Here is a 15,973-nt window from a genome sequence, read left to right on the forward strand (position 1 = left end):
CTTTCCCAATTTTTTCCCTACCTTAATTTGGTATTTTTAATGTCTATGAAAAGAGAAGAGAATATAAGTCAGCTTCAAAACACAAGTAAAATTTGGGATATTGCCGTGATCGGCGGAGGTTCCTCCGGCTTAGGAGTGGCCTTAGATGCCATTTCAAGGGGCTTATCCGTGATTTTATTTGAAAAATCCGATTTTGCCAAAGGCACCTCCAGCCGTAGTACTAAGCTCGTCCATGGAGGAGTGAGGTATCTTGCCCAAGGAGATGTAGGATTAGTGTTCGAGGCGCTTAAGGAGCGGGGGAAATTGTTACAAAACGCTCCACATTTGGCTCATGATCAGCCGTTTATTATCCCGATTTTCACAGCTAAGGATCGAATAATGTATAGTGTTGGCCTGAAGATCTACGATTGGATGTCAGGTCGATTGAGTTTGGGCAAATCTGAATTCATCTCAAAAGAGGAAACGCTGAAACGAATGCCGGGCCTTAAATCTGAAGGCCTTTATGGCGGAGTTGTCTATCACGATGGTCAGTTTGACGATGCAAGACTTGCTTTGAATCTCGCCCAATCGGCAGATGAGGCTGGCACCTGTGTGTTGAATTATGTCAGCGTGAATAGTTTAGTAAAAAATGAAGCGGGCAAGATCACCGGATTGCATGTTTCGGATAAACTATCCAGAAAAAGATATGAAGTGAACGCCAAAATGGTGGTGAATGCAACAGGAGTTTTTGCGGATAAAATACTGCAAATGGATAATCCGGAAGCTCCGAAAATGATACAGCCAAGCCAAGGAATACATTTGGTTTTGGATCTTGACTTTTTAGGCGGAAAAGACGCCTTGATGATCCCGAAAACAAGAGATGGAAGAGTACTTTTCGCAGTTCCATGGCATGGGAAACTGGTAGTTGGTACTACCGATACACTGCGTGAAAAACCAAAATTAGAACCAGAAGCGCTGCAAAAGGAGATAGACTTTGTGCTGGAAACTGCAGCGGGCTATTTGGCTAGAAATCCTACTAGAGCAGATGTAAAGTCAGTTTTTGCAGGTCTAAGGCCTCTTGCCAGACCAAAAGAAGGCAGCACCAAAACCAAAGAAATTTCACGTTCTCATAAAGTGATCTTATCAGAAAGTGGCTTGGTCACTTTGACAGGGGGCAAGTGGACGACCTTCCGAAAAATGGGAGAAGATACGGTGGAGTATTATACCAAAGTCACTGGAGAAAAGCTGAAGGAAAGCAAATCTCTAGACATGAAAATCCATGGAGCTACTTCCCGTGTTCCCGATGGACATTGGGGTGTTTATGGCTTTGATGCCCAACCTATTCAGGACCTAACTAAGGAGAACAAAGAATGGGGGGCAAAACTGCACCCTGATTTCCCAAATATCGAAGCCGAAGTAATCTGGGCTGTCAGAGAAGAGATGGCGATGAAAGTAGAAGATGCTTTGGCGAGAAGAATCCGCATGCTTTTCCTAGATGCCCAAGCCGCTATAGATACAGCACCCAAAGTGGCAAAACTGATGGCCAAAGAAATGGGCAAAGATGAAAAATGGATAGAATCGGAATTAGCTGAATTTACTAAAACAGCTTCCAAATACTTGATAAAAAAATAACCCAAAATGAGCCAAAATAAACCCTACCTAATGGCTCTAGACCAAGGCACGACCAGTTCTAGAGCTATTATTTTTGATAAAAAGGGCAAAATCGTTTCTGTAGCCCAAAAGGATTTTAAGCAGCATTTCCCAAAGCCCGGATGGGTGGAACATGATCCCGAAGAAATCTGGACATCCCAGTCTTCTGTGATGATCGAGTCGCTTGTCAACAAAAGTATACGAGCTAATCAAGTAGCGGCAATTGGGATTACAAATCAGCGTGAGACGACTATTATTTGGGATAGAAAGACAGGTAAAGCAGTTTATAATGCCATAGTTTGGCAGGATCGCAGAACAGCGGACTATTGTAATGAGCTCAAGGATCAAGGTCATTCCGAATCGGTAGTATCCAAAACAGGTTTGATCATCGATGCCTATTTCTCGGCCACTAAAATCCGATGGATTCTTGAAAATGTGAAAGGTGCACGAGAGAGAGCCGAAGCTGGAGAACTTGCTTTTGGAACGGTGGATTCTTGGCTAGTGTGGAAACTGACAGCTGGTAAAACTCATATTACAGACATTACCAACGCTAGTCGTACCATGCTGTTCAATATCCATTCTCAGGAATGGGATCAGGAATTGTTGGATCTATTTGGCATTCCTGCATCGCTTTTACCTGAAGTGAAAAGCTGTAGTGAAGTTTATTGTGAGACCGCTGGGGATGTTCTCAGCGTAAAAATCCCTATCGCAGGTATTGCTGGAGATCAGCAAGCGGCACTTTTCGGACAGCTTTGTACTAAGCCAGGAATGGCAAAAACAACCTACGGAACTGGCTGCTTTTTGGTGATGAATACAGGAAAAGAGGCCGTTAGATCAAAAAATCAATTGCTCACCACTGTCGCCTGGAAGATTGGAGATGAGATTAATTACGCATTGGAAGGTTCGGTCTTCATAGGAGGAGCAGCAATTCAGTGGCTAAGAGATGGAATCGGCCTGCTTGATCATGCAAAAGAAAGTGAGCGTTTAGCGGAAAGCATAGAAGGAAATGACGGCGTTTATTTTGTCCCAGCCCTTTCTGGATTAGGCGCACCTCATTGGGATCAAAATGCAAGAGGAGCGTTTTTTGGGATCACTAGAGGAACGGAAAAAGCTCATATGGCTAGGGCAGCGCTCGAAGCGATTGCTTATCAAGTATACGATGTGCTGAAAGCGATGGAAAAAGATGCAGGTAAACCAACCCAAGAATTGCGTGTAGATGGTGGAGCGACTGCGAATAATTTCCTGATGCAGTTTCAGGCAAACTTGCTCGATTGTGAAATCAAGCGACCTGAGATTATTGAAACCACTGCTATTGGAGCCGCATTTTTAGCAGGACTAGCTGTAGGTTTTTGGAAAGATCAGGAAGAGATCAACTCACTTTGGAATGCTGATAAGAGCTTTACCCCAAAAATGGAAAAAGGAGAACGAGAAAAACTGATACATTTTTGGCACAAAGCGGTAGAGCGCTCTAAAAACTGGGTAGAATAATGAATATATATCTAGCAGAATTAATAGGAACAGGCTTGTTAATATTATTGGGATCGGGAGTTGTCGCCAATATGCTTTTGTCAAAAACCAAGGGTTATGGCGGAGGAATCATGGAAATCAGTACCGCTTGGGCTTTGGCTGTTTTTGTCGGAGTAGTGGTCGCTGGCCCATATAGCGGCGCACATTTGAATCCAGCTGTTACGTTGGGATTAGCTTTGACAGGGCAGTTTGACTGGGCTTTAGCACCAGGATATATTATTGCGCAGGTTCTAGGAGCAATGATAGGAGTTGGAATAGCTTGGCTGATCTACAAGGATCACTACGATGCTACAGATGATGCCGGATTGAAAGCCGCTCCATTTGGTACTAGCCCAGCAATCAGAAACCTTCCATTGAACTTCTTTTCTGAAGTAATAGGAACGTTCGTCTTGTTATTAGTCATACTTTACAATGATGGTGTTGAAATCGGAGACGGCAACAAAACTCCTATTGGTATGGGCTCTTTAGGAGCAATTCCAGTGGCATTTCTTGTCTGGGTAATAGGTCTTTCATTAGGAGGAACTACAGGTTATGCGATTAACCCAGCCCGTGATTTCGGACCAAGATTGATGCACCAGATTTTGCCTATAAAGGGTAAGGGAAGCTCGGATTGGAGCTATGCTTGGGTTCCGATTTTGGGACCTTGTGTAGGAGCCGCTTTGGCAGCTGGATTGTTTTTGGTGGCGGGATCCTAATTAATTCTGGAAATTGTCTCCAAATAATTAATCCTCATTTTATTGCTAAAAAAGTAATTTAAGTGATCGTAATCACCAATTATACGTATATTTGGTGATTACGATCACTTAATATGCATATCACTCGTGTTTTATTCGAAGTACTTCAAGCTAAAATAGACTATAACAAGGTTATTTTATTGCTTGGACCAAGACAAGTAGGTAAAACTACGCTTGTAAAAAAATTGGCGGAGAGTATTTCATCAAGCTTCCTTTATCTAAATGGGGATGAAGCTAGTGTTCAAAACTCACTTACTGAGACTAGTATTTCGTTTCTAAAGTCTTACTTAGGGCAAAGTAAGGTAGTTGTGCTAGATGAAGCTCAGCGCATCCCAAATATTGGCATTGCCCTAAAATTAATCGTGGATAACTTTACTGATATCCAACTAATAGTTACAGGATCTTCTGCTTTAGAACTTTCAAATTCGATTAACGAACCTCTTACTGGCAGGAAATGGGAGTATAAAATGTACCCATTAAGCTGGATGGAAATAAATCATTCTTTGGGAATGCCAGAAGCTCTAGGGAGTTTGAATACCTATTTGGTTTTTGGAACCTATCCAGAAGTTGTTACCCAAAAAGGCAATGAAATTCCTGTGTTAACTAATCTTGCAACCAGTTATCTGTATAAAGATTTACTGAATTTTCAGGGGATTCGAAAGCCTGAACTTTTAAACAAAATATTACAGGCATTGGCTTGGCAAGTAGGCTCAGAAGTTAGTTTCAATGAATTAAGCAGGACCGTTCAAGCGGATAAAGTTACTGTTTCAAACTATATAGACCTTCTGGAAAAGGCATTTATCATTAGAAAACTTAACCCTTTTTCAAGAAATCTTAGATCCGAAATCAGCTCAAGTAGAAAAATATATTTCATTGATAATGGGATAAGAAATGCAATCATAGGTAATTATGCTCCAGTTTCGAATCGAAGCGATATTGGAGCACTGTGGGAAAATTACTTAATTTCTGAGAGACAAAAGCTTCTAGCATATCATGGATTCTATGGACAGACATATTTCTGGAGAACCTCTAGAGGTCAGGAAATAGACTATATCGAAGAAATTGATGGTAAGCTTTATCCATTTGAGTTTAAATGGAATCCAAAAGCAAAGGTGAAGTTCCCAGCAGCATTTCAGGAAACATATTCAGCTGAAAAACCCAGAATAATACATCGTGAGAATTATTGGGAATGGTTAAATTCATACTCATACACAAAAGCCTGAAATCTTCGCAGATCTCAGGCTTTTTGAATTTTCTGAAGTTGGAGATTATTTCAATATCTCTCGAGCAATTACCATTTTTTGAATTTCAGACGTTCCTTCGCCAATGGTGCAAAGCTTGGAATCACGATAGAATTTCTCCACTGGATAATCCTTTGTAAATCCATATCCGCCAAAGATCTGAACCGCATCATTAGAAACGGAAACCGCTACTTCAGAGGAAAAATACTTGGCTTGAGCTCCTGCCAAAGTCACTTTTTCACCACGGTTTTTAAGATCAGCAGCTTTAAAAATTAACAAGCTTGAAGCCTCAACCTGAGTCGCCATATCTGCAAGCTTAAAGGAAATACCCTGAAAGGAACTGATAGGTTTGTTGAATTGCTGGCGTTCTTTCGAATATTCAATGGAAGCCTCCAAAGCTCCTTCGGCGATTCCTTGACCTAGCGCTGCAATAGAAATTCTACCTCCATCCAATACTTTCATAGACTGGATAAAGCCATCGCCAACTTCACCTAAAACCTGACTTTCATGAATTTTACAATCCGTGAAAATCATCTCTGCCGTTTCAGATGCGCGCATTCCTAGCTTATCCTCTTTTCTACCTCCTTCAAATCCTGGAGTACCACGTTCTACAATGAATGCGGTCATACCATGTGAGTCCCCTATCTCTCCAGTTCGGGCGATCAGTACAGCCACATCACCAGAAACCCCATGTGTGATGAAATTTTTAGCTCCGTTGATAATCCAATGATCACCTTCTTTTTTGGCTACTGTGCGCATATTTCCAGCATCCGAACCAGTATTCGGCTCCGTTAATCCCCAAGCTCCAAGCCACTCGCAGGTAGCGAGTTTAGGCAAATATTTCTTCTTCTGCTCCTCCGAGCCAAAAGCCATTATATGACCTGAACAAAGTGAATTGTGAGCAGCCATGGATAGACCCACAGAAGGATCTAATTTGGATAGCTCTACAATTGCGGTGACATACTCTGTATAACCAAATCCGGAGCCACCATATTCTGTAGGAATAAGAACTCCCATAAGGCCTAATTCGCCGAGTTTCTTGAATACTTCCAATGGAAAAAACTGCTTGTCATCCCAGTCTTTTCTAAACGGTGTAATCTCCTTGGCGCCAAAATCACGAATCATCTGAGCGATCATCCGTTGATTTTCATTTTGGTTGAAATTTAGCATTTCTATGTTATTTGGGTTTATTTCCTTCTACTTCTATAAGAACCCTAAGATTCAGAAATAGTTTGGATTCAACAAATCCTAGAATTCCATAGCAAATTTTATATTTAACTCTTTCTCATTCATATATATAGGCATTCGGAGAAATAATCTTTGTATTCTTGCTCACTTTATATTTTCAACCACTTTTAATAGCACCTTGCGAGAGAAATATTTTTTGATTTATTTCCCATCAAATCAATTGTTTATGCATTCTTTTTGCCGTTTCTCAGGTATTTGTCTCTTCTTTTTATGTACACAAATGCTTTTTGCACAGACCAGCTCCGAACTGCTCGATAGTCTTAAAACTGAACTTTCCAAAGCCTCCACAGCCAAGGCTCGTTCCCTTATTCTTTCAGAACTGACGTGGTATTATGTTCCAGTTTCTCAGGATACAGCTATACTGTATGGAAAGGAAAATATTGAAATAGCCAAATCACTTGACGATCCAGCTATGTTGGGCCAGGCATATAGCGACTTGGGGTATGCCTATATGGAAAAGGGTGAGCTAATAGAAGCAAGAAAAAACTACCAAGAGGCACTAATTTTAAGATATCAAACTGGAGATTCAACCAAAATCTACGGCACTATAACAAACCTTGGCTCAGTCTATCAGCGGGATTTTCAATCCGATTCCGCGATGGCAAACTACCTCAAGGCACTCAATTTTTTTGAACGCTCAGGCAATGACCGCAATGCTGATTTCATAAGAAATAACATAGGGGTGATTCATTTGGAAATGAGGAATTATCCAAAAGCTTTGGAAATACTGCAGGAGGTCGCAGAATACAGAAAGGCTCAGGATGATGAATACAACTTGGCTCTTACCCTGATCAATATTGGCAACATTTATAAAAACCTCAAAGAATTCGAAAACGCAGAAAAAACCTATTTGGATGCCCTTCGGATTTTTCAGGAAGAAGAGGACGACTACAATTCTTCGACTACCTATAATAATCTTGCTACGCTATACAATGCGCAAGGTAAAAGTGAACTCGCTATTTCAATTGCTGAAAAGGGGCTTCTACTCGCAGATAAGGTGGGTGCTGATTATGATTATGCTCTTGTGGAGTCGAACCTCGCTAAATCATATCATGACCTGAAGGATTATCCAAAATCCAGAGAATATTACTTAAGTGCCATAACCCACTTCAAAGCTCAAAATGCCGAAAATGACCTGGCATCGATGTACTTATTGATGTCTCCAGTCTATGCAGCACTGGGAATGCCTGACAGCTCAGCTTACTACACAGAAGCCTATTCTGATTTGAACAAGAAGTTGACTGAGCAGGAAATCCAGCAACTCACCTCTGATCTGGAGGCTCGTTACCAATCTGAGCAAAAGGATGCTGCCATCTCCCGTCAACAGCTCGAGCTTCGAAATAAGAATTTTCAGCTCTATGGTTCTCTGGTTCTAGCTCTAGTTTTGGGTGTCGTAGGATATTTGCTTTACAGCCAGCAAAAGCTAAAAAACCGCCAACTTAAACAAGCAGGAAAGTTAAAAGTAGCTTTGGGACAAATAGAAACTCAGAATAAACTGCAGGAGCAACGCATGCTTATTTCACGAGACCTTCATGACAATATCGGGGCTCAACTCACTTTTATCATCTCAGCGATAGAAAACCTCAAATATTTTGATCCGATCAAGGACACACTCACACATCGATATGATTCCATCGCGAATTTCACGAAGCAAACCATAACAGAGCTTCGGGACACGATCTGGGCAATGAACTCCGGGCATATCACATGGGAGCAACTCTCAGCTAGAATTTCGGATTACCTACAGCGAGCCGGAATTTCTACGCTTGGTATCAACTTTGAATTTGAAGTGGATAAAAGCTTGGATCCAAACTTCCACCTGGTCTCATCCGAGGGGATCCAAATCTATAGAATAGTGCAAGAAGCAATTCAAAATTCGCTCAAATATGCCTATCCAAGTCAGATACTCGTAAGCGTCTCACAAGTTGATAACCTTCTCCAAATCACCATAAAAGATGATGGAACTGGATTTGACGAGTCAGAAATCAAAGCTGGAAATGGATTGTACAATATGCGTAAACGTGCTGAAGAACTTGGCGGAAAACTAGAGGTACTATCTCAAGCGGGGAAAGGCACTACAGTAACACTTTTAATGCCGAAGAAATAACTCGATCGGTGAATAAGTAGTGGCTATGAAGGAGGTCAAATAGTCCATTTGCCGTATTATCTCAGCCTATTAGATTACCTAGTTTTGAAAAGCTTCACCTTTTCATCTTTTAATGGTTCTATCCATTTTTGAAAATCACTTACTAGGCATTTTAGCGCTATTGGTTTTAGGCAGTATTGCACTGCTTCATTACCTATTGTTTCGGGAATATATTCGCCAAGATAGGATTCAAGTTAGACGTCTGCGCGAAATGGAGGGCTTGGTTCAAACCGAGATAAAACGCTCCCAAGGACTAAGCAATCAAGTCGGGGAGCTCTCCCAAATCAAAGAAAAAACTCAAGAACAATTAGAGATGATCAAACTCCAAGTGGAGGCGGTGAAGAAGTTTGAAAATCAGTAGACAAAAAAAGCCCCGAATCTCTCAATAAACAGGAATTCGGGGCTTTTGGTATTATTCGAATTTCAATTTAGCATTGCTTACTATATGCGAAATAATCTCTTCAATTACTTTTTCCATTAGTTCCTCGACTGGATGAAATGGTGTTCCGTCAAAATACTTAGCCGTGGTACCTGGGCCATCAGGGGAGCCATGATCTGCATCTATGGAATCTCTCCATTTATCTGCATGACGCTGCCACTCCTCTTGATCCACTACGGACGGCTCAGTGAACCAAACGTTCCAGGTAAGGATATTTCCTGATTGTAACATATTCCCAGCTCCTAAATTAAAAAGTTTCATGACGAGCTGGTTAAAATAATCCACATCAGAATTCCCTGTTGAGTTGATCTGACCTATCTCTACTTCCACATTTGATACTGTCCAAGCCACATCGCTATGGTCAGCAAATTTTGGACTTTCAAAACTTTGGGTGACACCTTTGCGAAGAGGGAAATCCTTTTGATTTGGGTTGCCCGGATCATACGTGTTGACTATAATGGCATTTGCCTTATTGAAAGGAAAAGGCAACCCGCTATCTTTAAACATCTTCCAGAGTAGTTTTACAAAGGGTTTTTGTGTAGCACTTGGACTAAACCAGATTTTTCCTACTACGGACATGTCAGCAGCCATTTCTCTGGTGTCTTCATTTGCCCATCCCCGTTGGCCGGTTACTGTTACTTCCACATTTAAGCAACCGATATCATTTATCCAGAGTCCCTGCTGTGGACAAATGATCGAATAAACCCGTCCTTCATCATTATAACCAAGACGGGAAATGTCTGGAGCAAACATTTGAAAACATCGCTTGGGATCCGTCATTCCTTTTTGAGTTTCCCAACTGAATTCAGGCCATAATACATCTTGCTGCCGTTGAAGTTTGTCGATGTTGTCCATATTGCCCAGCAATGGAAGAGAGGAGAGATCTGGGTCTGGATAAGAAAAAGCTTTATTTGTTCCTTCGAATCCGCCTTTCCAATCGTTGTTTGAATTTTGAGTAGTTGACATAAAAATTAAAAATTTGTGTGAATTGATTAATAAAATTAATCGCATGCTCCAAGCTCAAAAACTAGATTAGAATGACTCCCTTCTGGAAGTCTTTGTTTCGCATATATCAGGCATTGAATATAAATGCCATTCAAAAATTCGAGCTTCGAATGCGACTAAAAACTTCCTGAAGGTATTAAATTTTATCGAAAAATAAGTGGTAACTAGTTAGAAAAGTGAGGATTACCAATTAATTGGCCCTTTTCCCAAGTACTTCTCAGCAATCGGTAAATAATAACCCTTCACATCATCCAAATCATAGATTTTTGGAGACTTGGTATACAGGTCATATTGATTGAAATCCAAAATCCATTCCTTGTATTGTGCGTCTTGGGGAGCTTCAAACTGTGAATAACTTCCACCATTGTGCCAAGGATAAAAAGAGTGATAGCGTACCATCACCATTCCCGCTTCTGGAATCGTATTTTCAGAATGATTTTTCAAGACTTGGTAGAAATACTCATCATGTCCCCAAGCTAGTTGCAAATTGTCCAGTCCACAGCCTTTTTCATAAACTCCCAACTCTGTATTATATCGAGGATCTTTCATGTCAGGATTCAGCTCATTGAACTCGGAGTAAACGCAGGTATCAGGGAGTTTTGCCCCTACGACAAACACATCACCGACTAATCCCCATTGCTCGTCTTGGCTCGTGCCATCTTCATCAGATCCCCAGAGATACATCACTTTTCCCAAATCATGGATCAAGCCGACCAACTGCATCCAGTCAGGGCGATTGTCAGCACGTAACGCTTCAGCAGATTGGATCAGATGCTGCACATTTGGCAAATCAAGATCAGGATCACTCACATCGATTAGCGCGTTGAGCTTTTCCATCGCATCCCAAAGACTCATCGGCTTGTCAAACGTGAGGTATTTAGCCTTCATCTCCTGCACATAATCATAAGTTTGATACAGGCGCATTTTTCTGTAATGCTCCTTCACGGCAGCCTTAATGTCGACGTGATTATAATTTCTGAATTCCTTTTCTGTAGTCTCCATAGTATTAAGCGATTGTACCTAAAATTACATAAATAATTACTGTGATTGCAATCAAAACCCAGCCCAAAGTTTTGGCATGTTTCCAAGGGACAATACTCAACTTACCTGAATCTTCCATTACAAATGGGATTGCTACTGGATATTTTGCTGACACCAGATGCATCACGATCAGATTGAGGATAAATTCGATGCCCCAAATGTGAACAAAATGGATGTTGACTTTCAGCACCAAATCCATAAGAATGTAGAAAGCTAATCCGAAAATCAATCCTGCTTTGGCACCTGCGGCAGATACTTTTGGGAAAAAGAATCCAGCAATGATCACCGTTGCCATAGGGATAAAGAAGATCCCGTTGAGCTGCTGCAAAAGCTGATAAAGTCCCGCTGGCGCATTTGCAACAAATGGCGCAACCAGTATAGAGACGATCGCCAAAATAGCTGAAACCCACTTTCCTACTCGAACGAGCTGAACTTCTTTAGCTGCTTTCTTGATATAGACTTTGAAAATATCCAGACTGAAAATCGTTGCCGCACTATTCAGAGCACTATTGAACGTGCTCAAAATCGCTCCCATAATTACAGCTACAAAGAATCCTGTCATCCATGACGGAAGTACACGCTTGACCAATTCTGGATATACACTGTCCTGAGAATCAAAAAGCGTATCACCGAAATAGTAAAAACCGATAATCCCTGGAAGGACAATCACTAATGGAATCAGGATTTTCAAAATCCCTGTGAACAATAATCCCTTTTGAGCTTCTTTTAAACTCACCGCTCCAAGTGCTCGCTGAACGATGGATTGGTGCATAGTCCAGAAGTACAATTGGTTAATGATCAAGCCTGTGAAGAGCACTTCAAAAGGTAAAATAGAATCTCTCGATCCAGGACCAATCGAAGGTTCCTTACTGATCACATTGAATTTCTCTGGTGCATTGTTAAACACCTTCACTAAGCCATCGATCACATTCCCATCTCCGATATCCCAAAGCGCAAAAATGGGAACCAACAATCCCGCAATCAGCAATCCAAAACCATTAATGGTGTCTGTATAAGCGACCATTTTCAGCCCTCCAAAAATAGCGTAAACAGCTCCGATTACGCCCACCACGACGACCGTGAGCCAAATTCCTTCTGACTGTGTAATCCCTAGCGTTTCAGAAATCCCGAAGATAGATTCAATATTTATCGCACCAGTATAAAGCACAATAGGCAAAAGTGTCACCACAAATGAGATGATAAGTAGCAGGGAAATCAGGGCCTGTGTCATTTTATCAAACCTTTTCTCCAAAAACTCAGGAATGGTAGTGAGTCCCATTCTCAGGTATTTTGGGATAAAATACAATGCTCCGATCACTAGCGCGATAGCTGAGGTAACTTCCCAAGCGATTATAATCGCTCCGTTTTTATAAGCCGAACCGTTCATACCCACGAGGTGCTCAGTGGAAATATTGGTCAGCAGCATAGATCCGGCGATGACCACGCCTGTCAAGCTGCGACCTCCTAGGAAATATCCGTCTTGGGTTTGAAGGTTTTGTTTGCGAAGCATCCACGTAGAATAGATCGCTACAAAGCCCGTGAAAGCTAAGAAACTGAAAAGTGTAAGCAATTATTTTGGGTTAAGTGGGATTATCGAAATTGTATTCTGGAAAAATAGGAAATTAGAATTGCTGTGGCAATAAAAGATTAAGCTTACAGCAGCATTCTTCTTTGTGTGATTCAAATCGTAAACTACAGACTACAGAAATTTCCTTAATTTCCCTTTTGAATTCCTATTAGAGAATTTCAATTGCTACCAGCTAACCAATTTTAACTATGAAGGCTTTTTTCTTAGTACTACTCAGTGTTGTATTCTCGATTTCCAGTTTTGCTCAAGAGATCACCGGCCAATGGAACGGTGTCCTGAAAGTGCAGGGCGTGCAATTGAGACTAGTCTTTAATATTTCGAAAACAGCAAGTGGCTTCAGCTCTACCATGGATAGTCCTGATCAAGGAGCATTTGGAATTCCTGTCTCCTCCACCAGTTTCGAGAATGGCACTTTGATGATCGCCATCTCCAACGCGAATATCAAATACGAAGGAAGTCTCGGCGATGACCAAGTGGTTATCGGTGTTTTCACCCAAGCTGGTCAGTCTTTTCCAATGAATCTTTCTCGTGAAGAAATTAAAAAACAAGAAACGAAAAGACCTCAGGAGCCTGCAAAGCCTTATCCTTATGAGGCTCAGAATGTAACTTTTTACAATGAGCAAGCTGGAATCACGCTTGCCGGGACACTTACTTTGCCGCAAGCATCCGGCAACTTTCCTGCGGTAGTCTTGATCTCTGGTTCTGGTCCTCAAAACCGTGACGAAGAACTAATGGGACATAAGCCATTTCTGGTATTGTCAGATTATTTGACCAAAAATGGGATTGCAGTACTACGCTTTGATGATCGCGGAACTGCGGCATCCCAAGGTGATTTCAGTACGGCTACAAGCGCAGACTTTGCTACTGATGTAGCTGCTGCAGTTAAATATCTGAAAACAAGAACTGAAATAGATCACAGTCATTTAGGATTGATTGGTCATAGTGAAGGTGGGCTGATTGCACCTATGGTGGCAAATCAAAGTGAGGATGTTGACTTCCTTGTACTTCTTGCCGGCACAGGAATTCGGGGTGACCAATTGCTTTTGGCGCAGCAAGCTCTGATTGGGAAAGCCTCCGGAATGAGTCCAAATCAACTGGCAGAAAACGACATGATCAGCAGAAAGGCATTTGAGATCATGGTCAAAGACCAAAGTTCAGAAGACTTAAAAACCGAAATGTCGGCATATATGACTCAGGTTTTCCGCCAAATACCTGCAGAAAATATCCCTGGTGGAATGAGTGAGGAAGAATTTGTAAAAGCCCAAATAGATCAGTTAACGAGTCCATGGATGGAGTATTTTATCAAATATGATCCGGTTCCAGCATTGGAAAAAGTCACTTCTCCGGTATTGGCAATCAACGGGGAAAAGGATCTGCAAGTGCCACCAAAGGAAAATCTAGGAGCAATAAAAGCCGCGCTGGAAAAAGGCGGAAATAAAGACATTACCACAGTGGAATTACAAGGGTTGAATCACTTATTCCAAGAAGCTCAAACCGGCGCACCAAGTGAATATGGGACGATTGAGCAGACTTTTTCTCCTCTAGCAATGGAGGTTGTTTTGAATTGGATTAAAGAACGGGTGAATTAACTTTAAGTGAAAAGTGAGACGTAAGAGGTTAATGATATTTTTTATTTTCAGAAATCCAGTTTTCAAATTCAACGCTGCGTCGTTGCGTCGCCGCGAGCAACTTTTTACCAACTCGTAGGCTTGTAATCCTTCAGAAATTTCCCATTCCAATGCTTGCCCGTATTGATCCCATCAAATAGCGGATCCATTACTCGTGCTGCCCCATCGACGATATCCAGTGGAGGTTGGAAGTCATGCAAATCCTGCTTGCGCTTAGCCAGTTCCGCAGGATCCTCATCCGTCACCCAGCCTGTGTCCACGGCATTGGTATAAATCCCGAATTTTGGCAATTCCGCAGCCGAAGTAAGTGTCATCATGTTCAGCGCTGCCTTAGCCATATTAGTATGCGGATGGCGGGCTTCCTTGTGAAACTGATGGAATTTACCTTCCATGGCAGACACATTGATGATATGTTTTTTACCTGTATTATCCTTCTTCATGATATTCACGAGACGGTTACACAGCACAAAAGGAGCAACAGAATTCACCAACTGCACTTCCAGCATTTCATTGGTGTGAATTTCACCAAGCTTCAGTCTCCAGCTGTTTGTCTTTCTTAGATCCACTTGCTGCAGATCTGCATCGAGTTTGCCGATAGGAAAAATCTCCTCCGAACTCAAAGAATCATCTATGCTATAGGGAATTTGTGTCAATTGAGCAGAAGAAGTAAGACCGATTCCAAGCTGTTTCCCATGCCAGGATACAGGTAGATTTTTGTTGTCGCCTTCGGCAAATTCCTGACTGAGAATTCGTATTTCTTGCAAGCAAGCATGATGGTCTGATAGCAATTTTTGCGAATCTGGAGTAAGATCCGTCCAAGCCAAGGATTCATTTTCCATCAAGTGCTGATAAAAACCACTTGGTCTGCGCACTGTTTGCGCAGCATTGTTGATCAGCACATCTAGTCGATCGTATTGCTGCTCGATGTAATTACAAAAAATCTCAACACTTGGAATATGTCTTAAATCCAATCCGTGAACATGAAGACGATCTCCCCATTCTTTAAAATCAGGCTCTTTGGCGTAGCGCAATGCAGAATCTATAGGAAATCTGGTAGTGGCAATCACTGTCGCTCCTGCGCGTAGCATCATCAAGGTAATATGGTAACCGATTTTCAACCTAGATCCAGTCACCAAAGCCACTTGACCTTCTAGATCGGCGGTCTGGAAACGCTTGGCGTAATTGAAATCACCACAATTCGTACACATGGTATCGTAGAAATGATGAAGTCTCTCAAAAGAATTCTTGCAGACGTAGCACTCACGAGGTGTTTCGAGCAGGATGGCCTCGTCGGATTCCTTGCCTGTCAATGCCAGCATGCTTGGAGCTATGAAAATTGAGGCTTCACGCGCAGAACGAATGCCTGTTGTCTTTCGAGCCGTTTTGTCTTTATCAGCAATCTTCTTTCGATGGATCTTTTTCGCACCTTTTTTTCGCTCAGCAAGTTCCTCTTTGCTCGGTCGGGAAAATTGCCCCGCAGCCATGAGCAAGGCAAGTCTATTCTCGGTCGGAATAGCGAAAATCTGATCTGTATCTGCGTTCAACCCCTCCAAAATGGCGATGCATTGTTCAATTTGTTCGGGGGTGATTTTCACTGGGTTTACAGATTCTGTTTCCTTTTCCATGGTAGTGTTCTTACAAGGGCGCAAAAGTAAAGATTTAAAAAATGGGATTACCGATTTGGCTTGCGATTGAGCTTGAGAAAACTGCTGAACATGGTGACTTTCACTGAATAGCGTGAATTTTC

At 41.8% G+C, this 15,973-nt stretch carries 12 protein-coding genes; 7 read left to right on the forward strand and 5 right to left on the reverse strand.

Translation table 11 applies throughout. From position 1 onward, the window contains the following. The first annotated feature begins 45 nt into the window (after window positions 1-45). From ESV85_RS01905 to ESV85_RS01920, 4 genes are all read left to right on the forward strand, one after another. Entirely contained in the window at window positions 46-1,611 is a 1,566-nt protein-coding gene (locus ESV85_RS01905; RefSeq protein WP_146915145.1) for a glycerol-3-phosphate dehydrogenase/oxidase, read from the forward strand. Window positions 1,612-1,617: 6 nt separating this feature from the next. After that, window positions 1,618-3,117 carry a glycerol kinase GlpK gene (glpK, locus tag ESV85_RS01910; RefSeq protein WP_146914546.1) on the forward strand — a complete coding sequence of 500 codons (1,500 nt, stop codon included), beginning with the start codon at window positions 1,618-1,620 and terminating at the stop codon, window positions 3,115-3,117. Continuing rightward, window positions 3,117-3,851 carry an MIP/aquaporin family protein gene (locus ESV85_RS01915; RefSeq protein ID WP_146914547.1) on the forward strand — a complete coding sequence of 245 codons (735 nt, stop codon included), beginning with the start codon at window positions 3,117-3,119 and terminating at the stop codon, window positions 3,849-3,851. Before glpK ends, ESV85_RS01915 begins: the two co-directional genes overlap by 1 nt. A 113-nt stretch (window positions 3,852-3,964) precedes the next feature. Then, window positions 3,965-5,113 (forward strand): ATP-binding protein, encoded by a 1,149-nt coding sequence (locus ESV85_RS01920; protein WP_146914548.1) that lies wholly within the window; start codon window positions 3,965-3,967, stop codon window positions 5,111-5,113. 45 nt (window positions 5,114-5,158) lie between these two features. Here the strand turns inward: ESV85_RS01920 and ESV85_RS01925 are convergent, their stop codons facing one another. Further along, the gene (locus ESV85_RS01925; RefSeq protein WP_146914549.1) at window positions 5,159-6,301 is read right to left on the reverse strand and encodes an acyl-CoA dehydrogenase family protein; all 1,143 of its coding nucleotides are present in this window, start codon (window positions 6,299-6,301) and stop codon (window positions 5,159-5,161) included. A 244-nt stretch (window positions 6,302-6,545) separates the two neighbouring features. Here ESV85_RS01925 and ESV85_RS01930 point away from each other — a divergent pair, with 244 nt between their 5' ends. Both ESV85_RS01930 and ESV85_RS01935 read left to right on the forward strand, forming a co-directional pair. Further along, window positions 6,546-8,486 carry a sensor histidine kinase gene (locus ESV85_RS01930; RefSeq protein ID WP_146914550.1) on the forward strand — a complete coding sequence of 647 codons (1,941 nt, stop codon included), beginning with the start codon at window positions 6,546-6,548 and terminating at the stop codon, window positions 8,484-8,486. A gap of 112 nt (window positions 8,487-8,598) precedes the next feature. Beyond that, on the forward strand, window positions 8,599-8,886 hold the full coding sequence (locus ESV85_RS01935) for a hypothetical protein (protein ID WP_146914551.1): 288 nt from the start codon (window positions 8,599-8,601) through the stop codon (window positions 8,884-8,886). Between the two features lie 51 nt (window positions 8,887-8,937). On the opposite strand, the gene ESV85_RS01940 is transcribed toward ESV85_RS01935, so the two are convergent. The 3 genes from ESV85_RS01940 to ESV85_RS01950 all read right to left on the reverse strand — a co-directional run bounded on the left by ESV85_RS01940 (window position 8,938) and on the right by ESV85_RS01950 (window position 12,580). Next, window positions 8,938-9,930, reverse strand: coding sequence for a hypothetical protein (locus ESV85_RS01940; protein ID WP_146914552.1), 993 nt, complete (start codon window positions 9,928-9,930; stop codon window positions 8,938-8,940). A 222-nt stretch (window positions 9,931-10,152) separates the two neighbouring features. After that, on the reverse strand, window positions 10,153-10,971 hold the full coding sequence (locus tag ESV85_RS01945; RefSeq protein WP_146914553.1) for an inositol oxygenase family protein: 819 nt from the start codon (window positions 10,969-10,971) through the stop codon (window positions 10,153-10,155). A 4-nt stretch (window positions 10,972-10,975) separates the two neighbouring features. Further along, on the reverse strand, window positions 10,976-12,580 hold the full coding sequence (locus ESV85_RS01950) for a solute:sodium symporter family transporter (protein WP_146914554.1): 1,605 nt from the start codon (window positions 12,578-12,580) through the stop codon (window positions 10,976-10,978). A 206-nt stretch (window positions 12,581-12,786) separates the two neighbouring features. On the opposite strand from ESV85_RS01950, the gene ESV85_RS01955 reads away from it, so the two are divergent. After that, on the forward strand, window positions 12,787-14,187 hold the full coding sequence (locus tag ESV85_RS01955; RefSeq protein WP_146914555.1) for an alpha/beta hydrolase family protein: 1,401 nt from the start codon (window positions 12,787-12,789) through the stop codon (window positions 14,185-14,187). A gap of 104 nt (window positions 14,188-14,291) precedes the next feature. On the opposite strand, the gene ESV85_RS01960 is transcribed toward ESV85_RS01955, so the two are convergent. After that, window positions 14,292-15,851 (reverse strand): SDR family NAD(P)-dependent oxidoreductase, encoded by a 1,560-nt coding sequence (locus ESV85_RS01960; RefSeq protein WP_146914556.1) that lies wholly within the window; start codon window positions 15,849-15,851, stop codon window positions 14,292-14,294. Window positions 15,852-15,973: the final 122 nt, after the last annotated feature.

Source organism: Algoriphagus aquimarinus (assembly GCF_007997215.1).
Lineage (GTDB): Bacteria > Bacteroidota > Bacteroidia > Cytophagales > Cyclobacteriaceae > Algoriphagus > Algoriphagus aquimarinus_A.